The sequence below is a fragment of the Nitratireductor sp. PBL-C9 genome (assembly GCF_050877045.1).
GTDB lineage: Bacteria > Pseudomonadota > Alphaproteobacteria > Rhizobiales > Rhizobiaceae > Nitratireductor > Nitratireductor aquimarinus.
This window is the reverse complement of sequence record NZ_JBPAXW010000001.1, coordinates 187,281-208,316: the sequence shown is the minus strand read 5'-3', so window position 1 is coordinate 208,316 and position 21,036 is coordinate 187,281. Positions and strand designations below refer to the sequence as shown.

General features: G+C 61.6%; 22 protein-coding genes. 9 read left to right on the top strand and 13 right to left on the bottom strand.

Annotated features, from left to right (window positions below):
- Nucleotides 1–25 precede the first annotated feature (25 nt).
- The 6 genes from ACRTG1_RS01015 to ACRTG1_RS00990 form a co-directional block, all read right to left on the bottom strand.
- On the bottom strand, nt 26–814 hold the full coding sequence (locus ACRTG1_RS01015) for a polyphosphate polymerase domain-containing protein (RefSeq protein ID WP_113156900.1): 789 nt from the start codon (nt 812–814) through the stop codon (nt 26–28).
- 23 nt (nt 815–837) lie between these two features.
- The gene (locus ACRTG1_RS01010) at nt 838–1,419 is read right to left on the bottom strand and encodes a DUF4956 domain-containing protein (RefSeq protein WP_113156901.1); all 582 of its coding nucleotides are present in this window, start codon (nt 1,417–1,419) and stop codon (nt 838–840) included.
- 235 nt (nt 1,420–1,654) lie between these two features.
- The gene (gene msrA, locus ACRTG1_RS01005) at nt 1,655–2,161 is read right to left on the bottom strand and encodes a peptide-methionine (S)-S-oxide reductase MsrA (protein ID WP_206544863.1); all 507 of its coding nucleotides are present in this window, start codon (nt 2,159–2,161) and stop codon (nt 1,655–1,657) included.
- Nucleotides 2,158–2,604, bottom strand: a complete 447-nt coding sequence (gene msrB, locus ACRTG1_RS01000) for a peptide-methionine (R)-S-oxide reductase MsrB (RefSeq protein ID WP_113156903.1) — start codon at nt 2,602–2,604, stop codon at nt 2,158–2,160. The genes msrA and msrB overlap by 4 nt, the downstream gene beginning before the upstream one ends.
- 147 nt (nt 2,605–2,751) lie before the next feature.
- Nucleotides 2,752–3,516, bottom strand: coding sequence for an anti-sigma factor family protein (locus tag ACRTG1_RS00995; protein WP_432515566.1), 765 nt, complete (start codon nt 3,514–3,516; stop codon nt 2,752–2,754).
- A gap of 37 nt (nt 3,517–3,553) precedes the next feature.
- Entirely contained in the window at nt 3,554–4,045 is a 492-nt protein-coding gene (locus ACRTG1_RS00990) for an RNA polymerase sigma factor (RefSeq protein ID WP_113156905.1), read from the bottom strand.
- A 110-nt stretch (nt 4,046–4,155) separates the two neighbouring features.
- On the opposite strand from ACRTG1_RS00990, the gene ACRTG1_RS00985 reads away from it, so the two are divergent.
- A complete protein-coding gene (locus tag ACRTG1_RS00985) occupies nt 4,156–5,637 on the top strand; it encodes a S8 family serine peptidase (RefSeq protein WP_432515565.1) in 1,482 nt (493 codons plus the stop codon).
- 116 nt (nt 5,638–5,753) lie between these two features.
- On the top strand, nt 5,754–6,197 hold the full coding sequence (locus tag ACRTG1_RS00980; RefSeq protein ID WP_206548610.1) for a PACE efflux transporter: 444 nt from the start codon (nt 5,754–5,756) through the stop codon (nt 6,195–6,197).
- Nucleotides 6,198–6,203: 6 nt separating this feature from the next.
- Here the strand turns inward: ACRTG1_RS00980 and ACRTG1_RS00975 are convergent, their stop codons facing one another.
- The 5 genes from ACRTG1_RS00975 to ACRTG1_RS00955 form a co-directional block, all read right to left on the bottom strand.
- A complete protein-coding gene (locus tag ACRTG1_RS00975; protein WP_432515564.1) occupies nt 6,204–7,127 on the bottom strand; it encodes an NAD(P)-dependent oxidoreductase in 924 nt (307 codons plus the stop codon).
- 21 nt (nt 7,128–7,148) lie between these two features.
- On the bottom strand, nt 7,149–7,991 hold the full coding sequence (locus tag ACRTG1_RS00970; RefSeq protein WP_297558875.1) for a fumarylacetoacetate hydrolase family protein: 843 nt from the start codon (nt 7,989–7,991) through the stop codon (nt 7,149–7,151).
- Between the two features lie 28 nt (nt 7,992–8,019).
- Nucleotides 8,020–8,754: an SDR family NAD(P)-dependent oxidoreductase gene (locus ACRTG1_RS00965; protein WP_432515563.1), complete on the bottom strand. Its 735-nt coding sequence runs from the start codon at nt 8,752–8,754 to the stop codon at nt 8,020–8,022.
- Nucleotides 8,755–8,877: 123 nt separating this feature from the next.
- Nucleotides 8,878–9,669 (bottom strand): GntR family transcriptional regulator, encoded by a 792-nt coding sequence (locus ACRTG1_RS00960; protein WP_113156910.1) that lies wholly within the window; start codon nt 9,667–9,669, stop codon nt 8,878–8,880.
- A gap of 113 nt (nt 9,670–9,782) precedes the next feature.
- Nucleotides 9,783–11,600: an IlvD/Edd family dehydratase gene (locus ACRTG1_RS00955; RefSeq protein ID WP_432515562.1), complete on the bottom strand. Its 1,818-nt coding sequence runs from the start codon at nt 11,598–11,600 to the stop codon at nt 9,783–9,785.
- Nucleotides 11,601–11,863: 263 nt separating this feature from the next.
- Between ACRTG1_RS00955 and otnK the strand changes: the two genes are divergently transcribed.
- From otnK to ACRTG1_RS00940, 3 genes are read left to right on the top strand one after another with little or no spacing between them, the layout of a single operon-like run.
- A complete protein-coding gene (otnK, locus tag ACRTG1_RS00950; RefSeq protein WP_432515561.1) occupies nt 11,864–13,126 on the top strand; it encodes a 3-oxo-tetronate kinase in 1,263 nt (420 codons plus the stop codon).
- A complete protein-coding gene (locus ACRTG1_RS00945; RefSeq protein WP_432515560.1) occupies nt 13,123–13,770 on the top strand; it encodes an aldolase in 648 nt (215 codons plus the stop codon). Before otnK ends, ACRTG1_RS00945 begins: the two co-directional genes overlap by 4 nt.
- The gene (locus tag ACRTG1_RS00940; protein ID WP_432515559.1) at nt 13,770–14,540 is read left to right on the top strand and encodes a hydroxypyruvate isomerase family protein; all 771 of its coding nucleotides are present in this window, start codon (nt 13,770–13,772) and stop codon (nt 14,538–14,540) included. Before ACRTG1_RS00945 ends, ACRTG1_RS00940 begins: the two co-directional genes overlap by 1 nt.
- Nucleotides 14,541–14,555: 15 nt before the next feature.
- On the opposite strand, the gene ACRTG1_RS00935 is transcribed toward ACRTG1_RS00940, so the two are convergent.
- Nucleotides 14,556–15,206 carry a GntR family transcriptional regulator gene (locus tag ACRTG1_RS00935; RefSeq protein ID WP_371685996.1) on the bottom strand — a complete coding sequence of 217 codons (651 nt, stop codon included), beginning with the start codon at nt 15,204–15,206 and terminating at the stop codon, nt 14,556–14,558.
- 126 nt (nt 15,207–15,332) lie between these two features.
- Between ACRTG1_RS00935 and ACRTG1_RS00930 the strand changes: the two genes are divergently transcribed.
- The 4 genes from ACRTG1_RS00930 to ACRTG1_RS00915 all read left to right on the top strand — a co-directional run bounded on the left by ACRTG1_RS00930 (nt 15,333) and on the right by ACRTG1_RS00915 (nt 19,361).
- Nucleotides 15,333–16,382 (top strand): 4-hydroxythreonine-4-phosphate dehydrogenase PdxA, encoded by a 1,050-nt coding sequence (locus ACRTG1_RS00930; protein WP_206544852.1) that lies wholly within the window; start codon nt 15,333–15,335, stop codon nt 16,380–16,382.
- Between the two features lie 69 nt (nt 16,383–16,451).
- A complete protein-coding gene (locus ACRTG1_RS00925; RefSeq protein ID WP_432515558.1) occupies nt 16,452–17,438 on the top strand; it encodes a TRAP transporter substrate-binding protein in 987 nt (328 codons plus the stop codon).
- Between the two features lie 82 nt (nt 17,439–17,520).
- The gene (locus tag ACRTG1_RS00920; RefSeq protein ID WP_210346626.1) at nt 17,521–18,078 is read left to right on the top strand and encodes a TRAP transporter small permease; all 558 of its coding nucleotides are present in this window, start codon (nt 17,521–17,523) and stop codon (nt 18,076–18,078) included.
- Nucleotides 18,075–19,361, top strand: a complete 1,287-nt coding sequence (locus tag ACRTG1_RS00915; protein ID WP_206544850.1) for a TRAP transporter large permease — start codon at nt 18,075–18,077, stop codon at nt 19,359–19,361. The genes ACRTG1_RS00920 and ACRTG1_RS00915 overlap by 4 nt, the downstream gene beginning before the upstream one ends.
- Before the next feature lie 74 nt (nt 19,362–19,435).
- Here ACRTG1_RS00915 and ACRTG1_RS00910 read toward each other — a convergent pair whose 3' ends face one another.
- Nucleotides 19,436–21,034 carry a putative bifunctional diguanylate cyclase/phosphodiesterase gene (locus ACRTG1_RS00910; protein WP_432515557.1) on the bottom strand — a complete coding sequence of 533 codons (1,599 nt, stop codon included), beginning with the start codon at nt 21,032–21,034 and terminating at the stop codon, nt 19,436–19,438.
- Nucleotides 21,035–21,036: the final 2 nt, after the last annotated feature.

Below are 21,036 nucleotides of genomic sequence, written 5' to 3'. Positions count from 1 at the left end.
CTCCTTTCGATGGCAGAGTTGAAGCTCAGGCGGGGCTCAGGGCCCGGCCGTCGAGAAGCTGCAAGCGACGCAGCGCGGGCAGGAAGCGGTTGTGCCGCTCCACCTGGCCCGTCGCGGCCATGCCGACGCAGTATTTCGAGCAGCGTTTTGTCGGGTGGACGTGCAGTCCCCGGAAAATCGCATCGGCGATGCCGTTGCCGCGCGCCGACTTCGTTTCCACAATGGAGATGTCGGGCCGCACAAGGCGGCGCACATCGCCAGCCTTGAACGAGAGCTGCGTGTCAATGGTCATGCGCTCGCCGCCCTCCTTGGCCACCAGCGTGATGCGCATATACTGCATCTCGATCACCGGGGCCAAAGGCCGGTCGAAGGGGCTGTCATAGATCTCGCGGTGGCACGTATCGATGAAACTTTCACCGGAGTGATCAAGACCCGAACCGGGTTCCTGCAGCTTCAGGCGTTTCTTGACCGTGATCTGCCGTTTGCTCTTCAGCTTCACTTCCAGATAGCTGAGGCCAGTGTCCACGTAATCGCGCACCCGCACCTTGCAGCGTTTGCGACGCCCCTGATGGTGGTCGTAATAGCTGCGCAGATCGTCATCATCATAATAACGGGTCGCGTAGGTGAACGCGCGGATGCCGTCGATTTCGAGCACGTCGAACAGGTCCGAAAAGGCGTGCAGCGCGGGGCGGAGCCGGTTGGCCGGAACGATATACTTGTTGTCCAGCCGTTCCAGCATGGCGGCCTTGCCGTTCAGTCCCTCAAGCGAGATCGGGCGGAAGCCGGTCAGTTCATTTGTGATGGAATGATCCATTGGAGTGTCTCCTTCCCGGCAGGTCAATGCCGGGGCTTGCGGAAGAACACGTTCATCCGGGCCATGTCGTTGATGTAGTCGAGCGCGGTGATCTGGTAGGACATCACGTCCACGCCAAGGCGCTCGGAGAGGTCGCGGCGCATCTTCTCAGGCTGCGAAAGCGCTTCGTGATCGATCTTGTCGAGCGTGATCTTCACACCGTCGGACGAGCGCAGGATGGCCGGGTGATCGAGGATGTAAGCGCCCAGAAGCACAAGCGCGACAACGGCAAGCACGATGGCCAGAGGCGTTCCGGGAATGGCGCAGATCACGGCGATGGAGACCGAGCCGAAGAAATAGGTGATTTCCACCTTGGAGATCTGCTCCGAACGCAGGGTGAAGAGCGCCAGAATCGCGAAGAGGCCGAAGCCGGCGGCCAGCGAGAATTCGACAGCCGAGAGAATGGAAAGAACGCCAAAGGCAAAGATGTTGAACAGCGATGCCGCCGTCACCAGTTCCTTGTCGCGGTAGCGCCGGTAGTAAAGGCCGAAGACCAGGATCGTCATCGACACGACGTCGATGCCAAAGCGGATTGGGGTGTCACCGAATGCGAACGTTTCCAGCATTGTTTTCCTCATTTGTTGGTCACGGCCTCTGTCAGAAAACTGTCGTAAAACTGTCAGAAAGCCGTCTCTGGTGTCGGAAAACGTGAGGGAATTGGATCTATTCCATCGGCATTGATTTTATTTCTCCCGGGTCCGCTGAAACCCTTGCCGCATATGAAAAAACTCCCCCCGGATTTTTTCCGGAGGGAGTTCATCTTTGTCGTTTCGGTCAGATATCTGCGCCTGATCCGGCGTTCTATTCCGCCGCGTCGCGCCGTGGCAGCACCCAGTCGGGGCGCGGGAAATGGCAGGTATAGCCATTGGGATAGCGCTCGAGATAATCCTGGTGCTCGGGCTCTGCTTCCCAGAAATCGCCAACCGGCTCCAGTTCCGTCACCACCTTGCCCGGCCACAGGCCGGAGGCGTTCACATCGGCAATGGTCTCTTCGGCCACGCGCTTCTGCTCGTCGCTGACATAGTAGATCGCCGAGCGATAGGACATGCCGACATCATTGCCCTGCCGGTTTGCCGTGGTCGGATCATGGATCTGGAAGAAGAACTCCAGCAGCCGGCGATAGCTCGTTTTGTCGGGATCAAAGGTGATTTCAATCCCTTCCGCATGGGTTCCATGGTTGCGGTATGTGGCGTTCGGCACGTCGCCTCCGGTGTATCCCACACGGGTGCTGACAATGCCGGGCAGCTTGCGGATGAGGTCCTGCATGCCCCAGAAACAGCCGCCAGCCAGAACAGCGCGTTCAGTCATTGCACATCCTCCACCTGATCGAGATAGTCTCCGTAACCTTCCGCTTCCATCGCATCGCGATGAATGAAGCGCAGTGCCGCCGAATTGATGCAATAGCGCAGACCGCCACGGTCTCGCGGGCCATCCTCGAAGACATGGCCAAGATGGCTGTCGCCATGCGTGGAGCGCACTTCCGTGCGGATCATGCCGTGGGTCGTGTCCCGCAGCTCGCTGACATTGGCCGGCGCGATGGGCTTGGTAAAGCTCGGCCAGCCACAGCCGGACTCATATTTGTCGCTGCTTGCGAAAAGCGGTTCGCCCGAAACGATGTCGACGTAGATGCCCGGTTCCTTGTTGTTCAGGTGCTCGCCGGTGCCAGGGCGTTCCGTGCCGCTTTGCTGCGTCACGTAATATTGCTCCGGGCTGAGGCGGGCCAAGGCTTCTTCGGTCTTCCTGTAGTTCATCGGCAGCTCCGGCTTCCTGATCGTTCAATGGTGATCGGTCTCGGCATCGCGTCGAAACACGGTGCCTGCGGAGCTTCATCTAGGTATCGCGGCTCCGCGATCCCAATCATATTAGCGTGATCCGAAACGGAAGTCCGCCGGGACGCGTCAGCGCAGTGTGGAAAGCGCCGCGCGCTCATCCTCGGCCGAAAGCGGCGCACCGGCCCTGGTGGCCATGAGAAACGCGTCCAGCGCTTCCAGCGAAGACGCGGGAACGAAATCGCCGTTCACATCCACCTGCGAGGCCGCAAAGCGCAGCTGCCAGGCATCGTTTTCCTGACAGGCGACAGCCACATGAGATGTGCCACGCGCACTGACCTCGAATTCCCGGCAAAGCGTGTCCGCGCCATCGCGATAAGTGGCAATCGCCTCGAAACGCGCATCCTCGCCAAGTTGCCTTGTCTCGCCCGACGGCGATACGTTCAGCGCTTCAACGATCCGGTCGTCTGCAAGGCCCGCAATCTCGATGCCGCCCGCCTGTTCGGGCTGACCGGCAGCCATGTAACCAAGCAATCCGCCCGCAACCAGCGCCAGAGAAGCTGCGATGGGCAGTGCATAGCGCTGCGCGAACCCCTGTTGGCGCGGGGCGCTCCTTTGCCTGAAGGGAAGCACCTCCGCTCCGGAAGTGAATTCTTCCATCTCCGCAGCGCCAGCCATCTGTCGCACACGCGCTTCAAGATCGTCTGGCACGGAGACTTTTGCCGTTCCGAATGTGCCCGCCAGTAACGCGCGCGTCTTCATGAACAGTTCCACGCGCTCCGCGAGCGCAGTGTCCCGCTCGATGGCGTCTTCAACCTCACGGCGGGTCTTCGCATCGAGCTCGCCATCGGCATAGGCCATCAGAACTTCATCGGTGAATTTTTCTTCATGCATCGTGTTCTGTCCTGTCGCAAAAGGTCATGCGGCCCTGTCAGTTTAGATCAAGTTTTCCGGCGAGCGTGGTCCGGGCGCGGGCAAGCCGGCTCATGACCGTGCCGATGGGAATGCCAAGCGCGGCGGCAGCTTCCTTGTAGGAGAGCTCCTCCACGCAGATCATCATGATGATCTCGCGCTGGTCCGCCGGCAGTTCCTGCAGCGCACTCGCCACATTGCCGAGCATCAGATGCGTTTCCGTGTCATGCGCGCCGTCGGTGAAGATCGCATCGGGCCGGTCGACAATGTCCACGCTTTCGCCGCGCGTCCTGTCACGCCGCACCCGGTCAATCCAGGTGTTGCGCATGATGCGTATCAGCCACGCGGAAAGGTTCGTGCCCTGGGCATAACTGCTCCGGCTCGCAAAGGCTTTCTCGCAGGTCTGCTGCACAAGATCGTCGGCCACGTCCAGTGAACGGCTCAGCACGAAAGCATAACGTCGCAGGTTCGGCAAAAGGTCGACGATTTCATCCGCAAAGGTGGATTTCATGTTCCGGTCCGGGCGCCTTCTCCGTGAATGATGTGGAATAAACGTTGGGCTTGCCCGTTTATTCGCCTGCATTCCAAAAAATGCTAATGAGGCGTCGAATGGAAGGGTTCATGAACGCAAAACACAGCTATCGCTGCTTCGTCCGTCTATTGTTCATCGCGCTTTTGGGATTGCCCATGGCGATCGCGCCCGTGCTGGTGAATGACCCGGCCGGCTATGCATTTGCCGACGATGACGATGATGACGACGACGATGATGATGACGATGATGACAACGGCGGCGGTGGAGGCGGCGGCAGCAGCGGGGGAACGAGCTTCAGCGGAAGCTCCTCCGGCGGTTCATCCGGGTCGTCCCGGCGCTCGGGCTCTTCCGGAAAGACACTCTTCGATGCGCTGAAACAGCGCCTCAATCCCCGCAAGAGCGCACCGCGCCGCAGCAGGCCCGCTGCCCGGCCCGCCGCCCCGCCCCCCGCCATCCACGCCGACCGTGAGGTCATCGCGCTGGGACTGAGCCAGGGAGACATAGAGGCGCTCGTCGACGATGGCTTCGCCGTCCTGGAACAGATCGACCTCCTGTCACTCACGGCAACGCTCTACCGGCTGCGCATCCCGGCGGAACAATCGCTCGATGCAGCCCGCGACACCGTACGCGCACTCAGGCCCGATGCCCTGCTCGATCTTAATCATCACTATCGCCCGTCTTCACGCGGTGGTGCAGATGGCGCCGGGCTCATCGGTTGCGAAGGTCCGCACTGTCCCGACAGGGCGCTGGTCGGATGGGTCGAGCCCGGCGGGCAGGATCCCGCCTGTGCGAGCCCTGTTCGCGTCGGCATTGTCGACACCGGCATCAACCCCGAGCACACCACCTTCGACGGCGGCGAGATCGAGTTCGTCCAGATGGAAGTGTCGGGCGGCTCCGATTCAGGCCGTCAGCACGGAACGGCGGTCGCTGCGATCCTGATCGGTTCCGGCGAAAGCCGGTCGCCGGGGCTCCTCAATGGCGCGAAACTCGTCGCCGCCGATCCGTTTTACCGCAAGGCGGGCGACGAACGGGCCGACGCCTATCACCTGATCGCCGCCATCGATGCGGTGGTCGACCAGGAGGTCGCAGTGCTCAATCTCAGCCTGGCAGGCGCGGCCAATGAAGTGGTCGAGCGGATCGTCAACGAGGCGGCGCAAAAGGGCGTCGTCGTCGTTGCATCCGCCGGCAACAACGGACCGCGCGCGAAGCCGGTCTATCCCGCAGCGTATGACACGGTCATCGCGGTCACGGCAGTGGACCGCGCAAAGCGCGTTTACCGCCGGGCAGGGCAGGGCGACCACATCGATTTTGCCGCCCCCGGCGTGCAGGTCTGGACCGCCGCTTCGGTTTCCGGCGCACGTCCCAAGACCGGGACCTCCTTCGCAGCCCCCTTCGTCACCGCAGCAGCGGCCATGCTCAAACGTCAGGATCAAAGCCTCGACCATCGGGCGGTGAAGGCAATCCTCGCGGAAACAGCGCTGGATCTCGGGGCTGAAGGGCGCGATCCGGTGTTCGGTCACGGCCTGCTTCAGGCCTCCGGCCTGTGCCCGGCGGCCCTGCCGGGCGAGTAATCTGAAACCATCCTTGCGTTGTGCGACACGCTTCCTATATTGCACGCCGAAGCGAGGACGACCTCCCCCATTCCGGGAACCATTTCGGGACGGCCCGAGTACCAACGGGGAGCAAGATGCGCACTGCCGCAGACCGTATTCGCCACGCCGTCAGTTTCGAGCTGATCGCCCTTCTCATCGTCACGCCAATCGCCTCGTGGCTTTTCGGCAAGCCCATGTTCGAGATGGGCATCGTCGTGGTCGTCAGCGCCACGGTCGCCACGGCGTGGAACTATATTTACAATCTGGGTTTCGACCATGCGCTGCGCCGTTTCACCGGCAGTGTCCGCAAAACGGTGCTCATGCGCGTCGTTCACGCCGTTCTGTTCGAGGGTGGCCTTCTGGTCGTCCTGATGCCGTTCACGGCAGCACTTCTCGGCGTTCCCATGGTGGAGGCGCTCTTCGTCAACGCCTCTTTCGCGCTTTTCTACCTGGTCTACGCTTTCGTTTTCAACTGGGCGTATGACCTGATCTTTCCCGTGCCCGAAGCGCGTGCCGTTCCCGAGAACAGCAGGGCCTGATCACGTTCAGCCCTTGAGCGGCGGGGCCTTCGTCTCGCCGCTGCCGAGCCGCTTTCCGGGATTGATCGCCTCAAGCCACAGCAGATAGGCCGCATGGTCGTGTCGGCCCATCTTCATGTCGTGAACAAGTGCGCGAAACGCGTCGCGCGTCTGTTCCGTAAGCGGCAGTTTCAGCCTGGTCGCATCGGCCACTTCGAGCGCGTTTTCGAGATCCTTGAGATGCAGTTCCAGCGGCCCGCCGGGTATGAAGTTGCGCTCCAGCATCCGCTCTCCATGCAGTTCCAGAATGCGTGAGGTGGCAAAGCCGCCCATCAGAGCATCGCGCAGTGCAGCCGGGTCACATCCACCTTCCTGCGCCAGAAGAGATGCTTCGGCAATCGCGCCAATGGTGACAGCCACGATTGCCTGATTGGCGAGTTTCGCAACCTGACCGGCCCCGTGCGTGCCCACATGGGTTGCCCGCCCCATGGAGGAGAGCAGTTTCTCCGCATCGGCGAAGTCTCCAACATCGCCGCCCGCCATGATGGCAAGCGTTGCTTCGATGGCCCCTTTCTCACCGCCCGATACGGGCGCATCCAGATGTCTGTGCCCGCTTTGGGAGAGCATCTGCGCATGATCGCGGGCGACCGCTGGCTGGATCGATGACATGTCGATGAAAAGCGCACCTTTCGGCGCACGCTCCGCAATGCCGTTCCCGCCAAAATAGATCTCGGTGACGATGGGCGAGTTGTCGACCATCGTCACGATGGCGTCAGCCTGCGCCACGGCCGTCTGCGGGTCGTCCGCAACCGTTGCGACATCCGCAAGCGGCTCCGCCTTGGCGCGCGTGCGGTTCCAGACGGTCAGGTTGAAGCCCGCCGCAGCAATGTTACGCGCCATGGGCGCGCCCATGATGCCGGTGCCGATGAGGGTGACATTCCTGATGCTCATGGCGGGCTCCACTTCCTGTAATCAGGCCTGAACGACTGTCTGGCGCTGTTCGCCGAGACCGGCGATGGAAAGCGTCATCACGTCGCCGGGCTTCAGATATTGCGGTGGCTTCATGCCCATGCCCACGCCGGGCGGCGTGCCGGTGGAAATCACGTCGCCGGGCATCAGCGTCATGAACTGCGAGAGGTAGGCAATCACATGCGGCACGTTGAAGATCAGCGTGTTCGAATTGCCCGTCTGGCGGCGCTCGCCATTCACATCCAGCCACATGTCGAGATTGTGCGGGTCGGCCACTTCGTCGCGCGTGACAAGCCATGGCCCGAGCGGGCCGAACGTGTCATGGCTCTTGCCCTTGGTCCACTGGCCGGAGCGCTTGGTCTGGAAATTCCGCTCCGAGACGTCGTTCATGATCGCGAAACCGGCGACGTGATCCATCGCTTCCGCCTCGCTCACATATTTCGTCTTCTTGCCGATGATCACGGCCAGCTCCACCTCCCAGTCGAGCGCCGTGGAGCCGCGCGGCATTTCCACATCGTCATTGGGGCCGCACAGCGCGTTGAGCGCCTTGGCGAAGATGATCGGCTCTTCCGGCGGCTCCGCGCCGGTTTCGGCTGCATGGTCGGAATAGTTGAGACCGATGCACACGATCTTCTGAAGGCCGGCCACGCATGGGCCAAGGCGCGGCTCTCCCTCAACCACAGGCAGGGATTGCGGGTCGATGGCGCGCAGGCGCTCCAGCCCCTCCGGCGAAATGACGTCGCCGGCAATGTCGGCAACAGTGCCGGAAAGATCGCGCAGCGTACCGTCCGCCGCGAGCATGCCCGGCTTTTCCTGCCCTGCAGGGCCATAACGCAACAGCTTCATGTCATCGTTCCTCTGTATTTATCTCGGATCAGTAGACCGCGCGTCCGCCGGAAATATCGAACACGCCGCCGGTTGTGAAGGAGCACTCTGCCGAGGCAAGCCAGGCGATCATTGCCGCCGCTTCCGCCGGTTCGAGAAAGCGCTCCAATGGAATTTTCAAGAGCATGTAATCGATATGCTCCTGGCTCATCTGGTCGAAGATCGGGGTGCGGGCGGCCGCCGGCGTCAGGCAGTTCACGATAACGCCCGTCTTGGCCAGTTCCTTGCCCAGCGATTTGGTGAGCCCGATCAGCCCGGCCTTGGAGGCCGAATAATGCGAGGCGTTGGGGTTGCCTTCCTTGCCGGCAATGGAAGCAATGTTGACGATGCGGCCATAGCCACGCTCGATCATGCCCGGTATCAGCGCCCGGCAGGTGAGGTAGGGCGCGACAAGATTGACCTCCACCGTGCGCCGCCACACATCGGGCGCAAGCTCCCAGGTCTTGCCGTTGCCGCCCGTGATGCCGGCATTGTTGACGAGAATATCAATTGCGCCGGCCTGCCGTGCAGCTTCAGTCACCGCATCTTCCTCGGTCAGTTCCACCACGCGGCCGGCGGCCTTCTCCCCCAGTTCCGCCACGGCCTTGTCCAGCATGTCGGCATTGATGTCCCAGAGGATCACCTCCGCACCGCTTTCGATAAAGCGCTCCGCCGTCGCCAGTCCAATGCCCTGGGCACCGCCGGTGATGATCGCCCTTTTTCCCTCAAGATCGATGTGGTTCATGAAATGCCCCTCCTCATTTCGTTCCGCTGACTGTCTTCGCACAGACATCGGCAAATCACAATGTATACATTGTTTCTGGACATCTTAAGTCCCGGTTCTGGCCCCACTGACCCCAGAGACGGTTTAAAGCTCTGTCGGTGTCGTGCCCCGCTGGCGCAGAAGCGACAGCAATTGCTGGTCGGCGCGGTCGCGGTGCGCCTGATGCAGCCGGGTCGCTTCCTCCGCATTCCCCGCCGCGATGGCGTCGAGAATTGCCCGGTGTTCGCGGTCGGAGACCAGCGGCAGCGGGCGCAGCTTCGTGATTGCCCGGCGGGCGTGATACTGCATGTCCCAGAGCTGTCTCAGCATGGAGAGCAGGCGCGGGTTGCCACACAGCCCCACCAGTTCAGAGTGGAACTCGTCATCAAGCTCCGACCAGCTTTCAATGTCGCCACGCTGCGAGGCGCGCTCCATCTGGGTGAGAATGCCGTCCAGCCGCTTGTGATCTTCAGCGCTGATGCCACGCCGCGCTGTCAGCTGCGCCGCCTTCACCTCGAGCGCTGAAAAGACCTGATAGATCTGCTCGATCTCATCGACCGTCAGCGCCTTGACCGTGATCCCGTGGCGGGGCCGCACATCGACCAGCCCTTCTTCCTCCAGCCGGATCAGCGCTTCGCGCACGGGCGTGCGGCTGAGCGAAAGAAGGCTGGCCACTTCCGTTTCCAGAAGCGTGGTGCCCGGCGGCAGCCGTCCTTCGAGAATGCGGAACTTCAGCTCGTGATAGGCGCGGTCGCGCGCCGGCATCTTGCCGATCCCCTGCAGGCTGGGGCGCGGGCGCGAAACGGCAACAGCCGTTTCGGCGGCCCTGTTACCGGGTGCCTGCTTTGCGGTCGCCGCCTTCTTGCCTTCGGTCTTGCTCAGAGCTCCCTCCCTCAATGCCTTCCGTGCCGCAAACCTGCCGGTGCGCCTGTCATGGTTGGCAGATGTTCGCTGCCAGATACAGGCGTTTTGGCTCTCCGCAAACAGATCTTCATGTGCCGGTCCTGCCCCTAGTGATTGTCGCGTGGCACGGGAGGCATTTTGCCATCCTTGCCGCCCTGCGCGAGGCGCTGATAATTGACGGCCGGCTCAAGCACCATTCCGGCATCCAGCTGCGCAACCATGCCGCGCTGGATTTCCTGCCAGGGTGTTTGATGCGCCGGGTAGGCATAGCCTCCGGCTTTCTCAAGCTCCGTGCGACGCCTTTCGAGTTCATCCTCCGGCAAAAGCATGTCCGCGGTGCATTTGTTCAGGTCGATGCGCACGCGGTCGCCTGTTTTCAGGATTGCAAGCCCGCCATTGGCGGCCGCTTCCGGCGATGCGTTCAGGATGGAGGGAGAACCCGAAGTGCCCGACTGGCGGCCATCACCCACACAGGGCAGGGAGGTCACGCCGCGCTTGATCAGGTAATCCGGCGCGCGCATGTTCACCACTTCCGCCGCACCCGGATAGCCGATCGGGCCTGCGCCACGCATGAACAGGACGCTGTTTTCATCGATGTCCACTGCGGGGTCATCAATGCGCGCGTGATAGTCCTCAGGCCCGTCAAACACGATGGCGCGTCCTTCAAACGCCATCGGGTCGTCCGGGTTGGAGAGATAGCGCTCGCGGAATTCATCGGAAATGACCGACAGTTTCATGATTGCGGAACCGAACAGGTTCCCCTTCAAAACGCGGAAGCCCGCATTTTCCCGGAGCGGGTTGTCGAAGGGGCGGATCACCTTTTCATCGGCAATGGCCGCCGTGCCGCAATTCTCGCCAATGGTCTTGCCATTGACCGTCTTCGCGTCCTCATGGATCAGCCCTGCGGACATGAGCTGGTTCACCACCGCCGGCACACCGCCCGCATGGTAATAGTCCTCGCCCAGATACTCACCCGCTGGCTGCAAATTCACCAGAAGCGGCACTGTCTCGCCATGGGTCTGCCAGTCATCGATGGAGAGTTCGACGCCAAGATGGCGCGCAACGGCTGTCAGATGGATTGGCGCATTGGTCGAACCGCCAATTGCGGAGTTGACCCGGATCGCGTTCAGAAACGCCTCACGCGTCATCACATCGCTTGGCTTCAGGTCTTCATGCACCATGTCGACGATGCGCAGGCCCGTGCGCCAGGCCACTTCCTGCCGGTCGCGATAGGGTGCGGGAATGGCGGCGGAGCCTGGCAGCTGCATGCCCAGCGCTTCCGCCAGCGAGTTCATCGTGGTCGCCGTGCCCATCGTGTTGCAATAGCCGGTCGATGGGGCCGAAGAGGCGACAAGGCGCACAAAACCCTCATAGTCGATCTCGCCTGCGGCCATCATCTCGCGCGCCTTCCAGACGATTGTGCCCGAGCCCGTGCGCTCGCCCCGGAACCAGCCGTTCAGCATCGGGCCGACCGAAAGCGCGATGGCCGGAATGTTGACCGTCGCCGCCGCCATCAAAAGTGCGGGCGTGGTCTTGTCGCAGCCAATGGTCAGAACAACGCCGTCGAGCGGATAGCCATAAAGCACTTCCACAAGGCTCAGATAGGCGAGATTGCGGTCGAGCGATGCGGTGGGGCGCTTGCCGGTTTCCTGTATCGGGTGCACCGGAAACTCGATGGCAATGCCGCCGGCTTCACGAATGCCCTCGCGCACCCGTTTCGCCAGCTCGATGTGATGACGATTGCAGGGCGAGAGATCGGAGCCGGTCTGCGCGATGCCGATGATCGGCTTGCCCGATTGCAATTCTTCCTGCGACAGGCCGAAATTCAGATAACGCTCAAGATAGAGCGCCGTCATGTCTGGATTGTCGGCATTGTCAAACCAGGCGCGTGAGCGCAGGAAAGGGCGTTTCTGATCGCTGCTCATGACATCTCCGGATGCTCGATTTCAGGCCATCTTACCCACTTCCCCATTAATGTATACACAAAAAATTATCGACTTCAGTGAACGAGTGATGCTGCTCGACACCGGAAACACACATCTCTCCAACCACAAAAGCTGATTGAATTGAGATATTTAATCTTCCTTTGAAAGTCTTCTCTCAATTCCCAATCTGGAAATGTCAGCTCCATTGACTTTTATGGATACGTTGTCACATTTACGCGGAATTGCGTATGGAGGAGATGCGAATGTTGCTCGGCTGTATTGGGGATGATTTTACCGGCTCCTCCGATCTCGCCAACATGCTGGCCAAGAGCGGCATGAAAACCATCCAGTATTGCGGCGTGCCCGATGGCCCCGCCGACGCGTCCGTGGAGGCGGGCGTGGTCGCGCTCAAATCGCGCACCATCCCCGTGGCGGACGCCGTGCGCCAGTCGCTTGAGGCTGTCGAGTGGCTTCTGGAGCAGGGCGCGCAGCAGATCTATTTCAAATACTGCTCGACATTCGATTCAACGCCCGAAGGCAATATCGGCCCCGTCATCGACGCGCTGATGGAGCGTCTTGGCGCGCAGCAGACGGTGGTTTGCCCGGCCTTTCCGGCGACGGGGCGGACGGTCTATCAGGGGCATCTCTTCGTCAATGACCGTCTGCTCAGCGAAAGCGGCATGGAGCACCACCCGCTAACCCCGATGCGCGATGCCGATATCCGTCGCTGGCTCGCCCCGCAGACCACTGGTTCGGTCGGTCATGTCGGCGCGCAGACCGTTCGCCAGGGAGCCGACGCAATTGCCGGCGCGCTGCGCGAGGAGGCCGCCAATGGCCGCACGCGCATCGTTGTCGACACGATTGCCGATGACGATCTGCACCAGATCGGTGCTGCCGTCCGCGACATGAAGCTGGTCACGGGAGGCTCCGGCCTTGGGCTGGGCCTGCCGGCAAACTTCCGCGATGCGGGCCTTCTGGGACAGGGCGGTGAAGGCTGGCAGGGATCTTCCGGCCGCGCCGCCATTCTTTCCGGCTCCTGCTCCGGTCAGACGCGCCGGCAGATCGGCGAATACGCAGCGGCTCATCCCGCCCTGAAGATCGAGCCGGAAGCCGTGCTCTCAGGCGAAATGACACCGCAGGCAGCAGTCGCATGGGTCAGGGAGCAGCCCGCCGGCATTGCGCCTCTGGTCTATTCCTCTGCCGACCCGGACGTGGTGCGCGCCGCGCAGGCCACGTTCGGCCGCGAGGAAGTTGCATCCGCTCTTGAAGGCTTCTTCGCGGCAGCAGCCGTGCAGCTCGTGGCCGATGGTTACGAGCGGCTCGTGGTCGCCGGCGGCGAGACATCGGGAGCCGTCGTTGAGGCGCTTGATCTTCTGGCACTTGATGTGGGGCCGGAGATCGCGCCGGGCGTTCCCGCGCTCAAGGCCGCCGGTCGCCCCGTTTTCGTGGCGCTGAAATCCGGCAATTTCGGTGACGACGTATTTTTCGCAAAGGCGCTCAATGTGCTGAAGGGAGAAGCCGCATGAGTGAAGAGAGCAGACTCCGCGAGGAAATGTGCACGCTTGCCGCCTCGCTTCATTCGCGCGGGCTGACCCATGGCGCGACCGGCAATGTTTCCGCCCGCACAAGCGATGGCGGCCTTCTGGTAACGCCCACCGGCTCGACCCTCGGCACGCTCGATCCGGCGCGGCTCAGCCGTTTCGATGCATCGGGCCGGCATGTGGATGGCGACAAGCCCACAAAGGAAATGCCGTTGCACGAGGCGTTTTACGAAACGCGCTCCAGGGCAGGCGCCATCGTGCATCTGCACTCCACGCATTCCGTCGCCTGGTCGCTTTTGCCGGATGTCGATCCGGACAATCTGTTTCCGCCGCTCACGGCCTATTCCATCATGCAGCTCGGCAAGGTGAAGCTGCTTCCCTACTTCATCCCCGGCGATGTCGCCATCGGCGAAGCGATCCGCGGACTGGCCGGAAAGCGCTCTGCCGTCATGCTGGCCAATCACGGCCCTGTCGTGGCGGGCAAGGATCTGCGCGCCGCAGGTCAGGCCATTGAGGAGCTGGAGGAAACCGCGCAGCTTGCGCTTCTCACGCGCGGGCTCTCGCCCAGCGTTCTGACATCCGAGCAGATCGCTCAGGTGGTGACGAAATTCGATGTGGAGTGGTCGTGATGCAGGGTTTTTCCGCCAATCTCGGGTTCCTCTGGACGGAGCTTTCGCTGCCTGATGCGGTCCGCAAGGCCCGCGCGGCCGGCTTCGGAGCCGTCGAGTGCCACTGGCCCTATGCGGTTCCGGCCGAAGAGCTGCGCGCCGCCCTTGAGGAAACGGGGCTCCCGCTTCTCGGGTTGAACACCCGCAAGGGCGACCGCGAAGGAGATTTCGGTCTCGCGGCCCTGCCGGGGCGCGAGGAGGAAGCCCGCGCGGCAATCGACGAGGCGGTGGCCTATGCTGCGGCAGTGGGTGCGCGCGCCGTTCACGTCATGGCGGGCCGGGTAGCGGAAGACGAGGCGGCGGAAGCCGCGTTCGCAGCCAATCTCGCCCATGCCTGCAAGGCAGCCGAACCCCATGGAATCACGATCCTGATCGAGCCGATCAACCACCATGACGTGCCGGGCTATTTCCTCTCCCGCGTGGAGCAGGCGGCAGCAATCATCCGACGCGTCGGAGCATCGAACCTCAAGATAATGTTCGACTGCTATCACACCCAGATCATGCAGGGAGATCTCGTTCGCCGCTTTGCCGCCCATGGCGATCTCATCGGCCATGTGCAGATCGCGGCAGTGCCATCGCGCGCGGAACCGGATGAGGGAGAGATCTGCTTCGAACGTCTGCTGCCCGCCATGCGCGCCGGCGGCTATGAGGGTTTCTTCGGCGCGGAATACAAGCCGCGCGCGGGCACGGATGAGGGGCTTGGCTGGGCCAGGGCGCTTGCCAACACTTGACGGCGCAGCGCGCCGTCAGATGTGATCCTTCACCCGGTCCCAGGTGTTCATCAGGTGCTGCGCCATAACCTGGCCCAGCGCTTCGCCGTCGCGCTTTCTCAGGGCGGCGGCCATCTGCTCGTGTTCGGCAACGGCGGAATCCCAATAGGCCGGCTTGCTGTTGCCAAGGAAGCGGATGCGCTTGAGGCGCGCCTGAATGTTCGCCTGCACATCGCGCAGCGATTCATTGCCCGCAAGCTCCGAAACGCGCGAGTGGAATTCCTGATTCAGCTTGTAATAGGGCAGGCGGTCACCCTCCCGATAGCGCTTCAGCATTTCCTCATGAAGCTTCAAAAGGCCGTCGATCTGCGCATCGCTGGCGCGTTCACAGATCAGCCGTCCCGCCAGCTTTTCCAGATGCGCGAGCAATTCCAGCATCGAAAACACATCCTGCGCGGTGAGCTTGCGCACGATGCTGCCTTTCGACGGACGAATGATGATCAGCCCTTCTGCCGCCAGTGTGCGCAGCGCTTCGCGGAAAGGCGTGCGCGAGACGCCAAGCTGCTCAACGAGCATGGTTTCGTCGATGCGCGTGCCGGGCGCGAGATGGCCCTCAATGATGAGATCACGAATGCGGTTGGCGACCTGGTCATGCAGTGTCTGCTTTTCGATCGCCACGGCTTCCATGGGAAAGGGGCTGCTGAGTTCCAAACGGGCTCTCCTGAATCATCGGGATTTCCGAAACATACAAAAAGATGCGTTGACGTGCGAATTTATAATTGTATATTTTGTATACAAAATAAGGAATACACAATGCAGCAGTCACGCATCGCCTTTGCGATTGGAGATCCAGCGGGCATTAGTCCGGAGCTTTCGGCCCGTATCCTGGCCGATGAGAAAGCCAATCTTGGCGATCTGATCGTGATCGGCGATCAGCGGGTTCTGGCGCTGGGTGCGCGCCAGGCCGGCCTTTCGCTCGATCTTCCAGTGGTGCCGCGCGAGGCGCTCGAGGGCGACCTTCCTGAAGGCACGGTCCTGGTGGACATGGGCAATTGCGACCCCGAAAACGTGCCCATCGGCGAGGCCAGCATGGAAGGCGGTCGCGCCGCGCTCGACAATTTTGCCGCAGCTCTGAAGGTCGGCAAGGCGGGCCTTGCCAAAGCGGTGTTCTTCACCCCTTTCAACAAGCACGCGATGCGACTGGCAAAGTCAGATTATGTGGACGAAATCGGCTTCATCGACGCCACCATCGAGGCAGAGCGCAGCGGTCGCGAGTTCAACGTTCTGGATGAAGTGTGGAACGCGCGCGTCACGTCGCACATTCCCCTGCGCGACGTTGCCGACAAGCTGTCCGTCGACAGGATCTATGAGAGCCTGAAACTCACCACCGAGGTGATGGAAGGCGCTGGCATCAAGCGGCCGCGCATCGGCGTGGCGGCGCTCAATCCGCATGCGGGCGACGGCCGCAATTTCGGCTGGGAAGACGAGGACATCCTGCTCCCCGCAGTGGAGCGCGCGCAGCAGGAGCAGCTGGCCGTAACCGGGCCGATCCCCTCCGACACCGTGTTTGTGCGGGCCATCCGGGGCGAATTCGACGCCGTTATGACCATGTATCACGACCAGGGACAGATCGCGATGAAGCTGCTCGGCTTCGATCGCGGCGTCACACTGATTGCCGGCTATCCTTTCCCGATCGTCACGCCTGCCCATGGCACGGCGTATGACATTGCGGGCAAGGGCATCGCCGATACGGGAGCGACCTTCAACGCGCTGGCGCTTGGGCGCCGGCTCGGAGACGAGCTTGGTTCGCAGAACGGCGCGGAAGCTTCTGCCTCGCACGAGCGGCAGGCGGTTTCCGGTTAGGCGAACCTGGCAAGCAGTGCCGGGCGGCCAGGGAGGGCCGCGCGGAGAGAAAATCAAGGGAGGAAAGTCATGAAACTGAAGCATATTGCATTCTGTCTGGCAGCCCTGCTGCCGGCAACGGGCGCCGGCGTCGCACAGGCTCAGGAAGAAATCATCTTCGGTCTCAGCGCTGCCACCGGTTCTCTGCAGCAGCAGACGGCCAGCGAGTTCGCACGCCGTGTGAACGAAAAGCTTGATGGCAAAGCCGTGGTCAAGGTCTTTGACAGCTCTCAGCTGGGCAAGGACAAGGACATGCTGCAGAAGATCAAGCTCGGGACCATGCACCTGACACTGCCGTCTTCCACCATGCCCGACATTGCGTCGGAATACGCGATCTTCGATCTGCCCTTCCTTGTGGCGGACCGCGAGCATCTGACGAAGATCGACGAGACCCTTTTCAAGGACGTGCTGGTGCCGGCCGCCATGGAGCAGGGCTATCGCCCGCTGGCAATCTGGGAAAACGGCTTCCGCCAGATCACCAACAATGAGCGCCCGATCAACACCCCGGAAGACCTCAAGGGCCTGAAGATCCGCACGCCGAATTCGTCCTGGCGCGTGGCCATGTTCAAGGAATATGGGGCAAACCCGACGCCGATGGGCTTCTCCGAGGTGTTTGTCGCGCTGCAGACCGGCGTGATCGACGGTCAGGAAAATCCGCTGACCAACATTGCCGCCGGCAAGCTCGACGAAGTGCAGGAATACCTGTCGCTTTCGGGCCACGTCTATTCGCCGGCTTATCCGACGGTCGGCGTCGCCGCTTTCGAGAAGCTTGACCCGGAAGTGCAGACCGTTCTCGCCGAGACGGCACAGGAAGTCGCCATCTGGGCGCGCGAAATGGGCGCTTCCAAGGATGGCGATCTGCTGAAGCAGCTCGAGGAAAACGGCATGAAGGTCAACAAGGCCGACCGCGCCGCTTTCGTCGCGGCCTCCAAGCCACTCTATGACAAATTCGCCGCCGAAGTCGAAAACGGCCAGGCGATGATCGATCAGGCGCTGTCGCTGGCCGACGGTTCCTGACGCCCCAGGGTGGCGTCTCAACATGGGCGCCACCCGCCACTTCCACTCGATTTGCATTCTGCCCGGCTTGGGGTTTCTTGATATGGTTCGGCTCGCCCATTGGCTCGATCTTTTTCTGCAGGCGGTCACGCTGACCCTGCTTTTGGCGCTCTCCTGCGTTGTGGTGCTCGGTGTCGTGTTTCGATACTCGGGCAATTCGCTCATCTGGTATGATGAGGTCGCGGCGGTGCTCCTCGCCTGGATCACCTTTTCCGGAGCGGTTCTGGCCACGCTGCGCAATGCGCATCTGGGCTTCAATGGCCTCCTTCTCGGCTCGCCGCCTGCCATTCGAATGCTGCTCTTCTGGCTTGGCGAGACCATCTTCATCGGCGCCTTCGCCGCAATGGCCTGGGCCGGCTGGGCCATTCTGGAAATTTTTGGCAATGAAAGCATGACGACGCTGCGTTTCGTGCCGCGAAGCTTCGTGCAGTCGGTTCTGCCCTTGAGCGCCGGACTGATGATCGTCGGCCGCCTTCTCACCCTGCCGGAACGTCTGCGCAGCACGCAGGCCGGCATTGATCCGGAAGCCGTCGAAATCGAACATGAAATTGCCCGCGCGCAGGATGAATTGTCGCGTGTTCAGGCGGAGAACGCACGATGAGTGAAGCCCTTATCCTTCTTTCCATGTTCGCGATGATCGCAATCGGCCTGCCGATTGCCGTGTCGATCCTCGCCAGCGCGCTTGCCGGCCTCTGGCTGCTCAACGGTCATCTGGGCTTTCTGAACGCCGCGCTCTCCATCTTCGATGGCGCGACCAGCTTTCCGCTGATCGCGATCCCGCTCTTCATCCTTGCCGGCGCGCTGATGAACACCGGCGGCATTTCCACGCGCCTCATCGCCTTTGTTTCCGCACTCATCGGCTTCATCCGCGGCGGCCTCGCCATGGTCAATGTGGGTGTGTCGATGTTCTTTGCAGAGATCTCCGGCTCCGCCGTGGCCGATGTTGCCGCCACGGGTTCGGTGCTGATCCCCGCCATGAAGAAGCGCGGCTACAATCCGCGTTTCGCGGCGGCCATCACCTCGTCATCGGCTTCGCTGGCGATCATCATTCCGCCGTCGATCCCGATGATCCTCTATGGCGCCCTGTCCAACACGTCGATCGTGCAGCTGTTCGTGGCCGGCATCGTTCCGGGCGTGCTTGGCGGCTTTCTTCTCATGGCGCTCTCCTATTATTTCGCCGTGCGTTACAACCTGCCGCGCGAGGATGGCTTCAGCCTTCCGCGCCTGTGGCACGCGACAAAGGATGCTGCCTGGGCGCTCGTTCTGCCAATCATCATTCTGGGTGGCATTTTCGGCGGTCTGGTCACGGCAACGGAGGGTGCAGGCCTCGCGGTTGTCACCGCACTCTTCATCGGCGTGTTCATCTACCGGGAGATCGACCTCGGGCGGCTTTATCATTCGCTCGTGGAGGGCGTCGTGCAGACCGCCGTGGTCATGCTTCTGGTCGCAAGCTCTGCCGTTCTCGGTCTCTACCTCACCGAAACGGAGCTGCCGCAGCGCCTGGCGCAGGGCATTCTGTCGATCACGACGAACAAGCTCATCGTCCTGATGATCATCAATGTCTTCCTGCTGTTCCTCGGCATGATCCTGCACGGTGCAGCGGCCATCATCCTGACCGTTCCGATCTTCATGCCGCTCGTGCACCAGCTTGGCATTGATCCGGTGCAGTTCGGCATTCTTCTGACGCTGAACATCGCACTCGGTCAGCAGACCCCGCCGGTCGCCAGTGTTCTGGTCACCTCCTGCTCCATCGCCAAGACGGATGTGTGGAGCACGACCAAGACCAATCTGCCCTTCATCGCGGTTCTGATGCTGGTGCTGCTGCTCGTCACCTATGTGCCGCCAGTGTCACTGGGCCTGGTCGACGCCTTCTACGACCGCTAGGTGTCCCCCGCGAAATGCAGGCCTTGAAAACGCCCATCGTTTCAATGAGACGGTGGGCGTTTTAGCGTCAGGACCTAGCGTGACGAACGGTTGCCGGACGTCCGGGCGGGCGCATGGGTCCGCGCCTGTTCCCGCGTTCTCCCTGAAGGCAGGAGGTCGCTCGTATCGACGAATTCTTCGAGCGCAAACGGTTTGCTGAAATAGTACCCCTGCGCCACGTCAATGGCCGTATTCTGCTTAAGATATTCCACTTCTTCCAGCGTCTCGACACCTTCGATCACCAGCTTCATGTCCAGCGCATGGCCGAGCGATTCAATGGTCTTGAGAACGCTCTGGCTGCGCGGGCGGCAGTGAACGTTCTGCACGAAGGAACGGTCTATCTTCAGTTCATCGGCGGTGACTGCGGCAAGTGCGGAAAGCGAGGAATAGCCGACCCCGAAATCGTCGATTGAGAGCTTCACGCCCGCTTCGCGCAGCATGGGCAGCGTGTTTTTGCTCAGGAGCTCACCATTCAGGAATGCTTCTTCCGTGATTTCGAGAATGAAGCGCCCGGGGCGATGATACGAGGTCAGAAGGTCGAGCAGGTTGCGGGTAAAGACCTGACTGCTCGCCTGATGCGCCGTGATGTTGAGGCTGATGGAAATGCTCGGTGCAAAGACGGCGTCGATGCGCGGCAGGGAGTCCATCACCTCGTGTGCGACATGCTCAGAAACCGCATCAATGATGCCGGCATCCGTGGCCAGATTCACGAAATCGCCGAGCGCCTGCAGTTTTCCATCGTCATCGCGCCAGCGCAGAAGCGTTTCAACGCCAACCACCGTGTTGTCCCTCAGGCTCACCTTGGGCTGATAGACGCAGCAGAGTTTCTGGTCACGCAGCGCCGTGCGCAACCGCTGTTCGATGGACATATCGGTGGTGCCGCGCAGGGCAGACGCTGTCGGCTTGTAGCCGATCCGGCCTTTCGATTCCGACTTCGCCGCGCGCAGCGCCTGATCGGCGGAAACGAGCAGGGTCTCGAAATCCGCACCATCTTCGGCAAACAGGCTGATGCCGATGGACGCCGAGGAAAATGTCTCGATGCCCTGAATGAGAAAGGGCTCCTTGGCGCGGGCGAGCAGCTGGTTCGCATAATCGGAAATGTCGAGATCTTCGAGATCGGTGACGAAGATGCAGAACATGCCGTTTGCGAGATAACCCAGCACATCGCAACTGCGCACGCAGGACGACATGCGTTCAGAGAAGGCGGCGATCAGGAGGTTCGTGAAGGCGGCCCCGTAATAGTCATTGGTACGGCCAAGCCCGTCGAGATCGATCAGGAAAAGCGCTGCCTGCCGGTCGGCATGCGTTTGCAGTTCCGCCCCGACCATGCGGCCAAGCAGGGTCTTGTTCGGCAATCCCGTCAGTTCATCGAAGAAGGCAAGCCGGAATATCTCTTCATCGAAATCGGGCAGGGCTTCGGCATCCAGCCACAGGCTCACATTGAAGCTGCGGTCGCCTGTCTGCGTGGAAAAACGCATTTCCCGCACCGTCGCCTCGTCTCCGGAAAGCCGGTGCAAGCCCGCCTGTCGGTTGGCATAGACTTCCAGCCCATCCGCATCCGTAACGGCCAGCCCGAAGGAGGCGTTTTCCAGAATTTCCTCCAGATCGGAGGGCAGGGCGCGGGCAGGAGGCATCT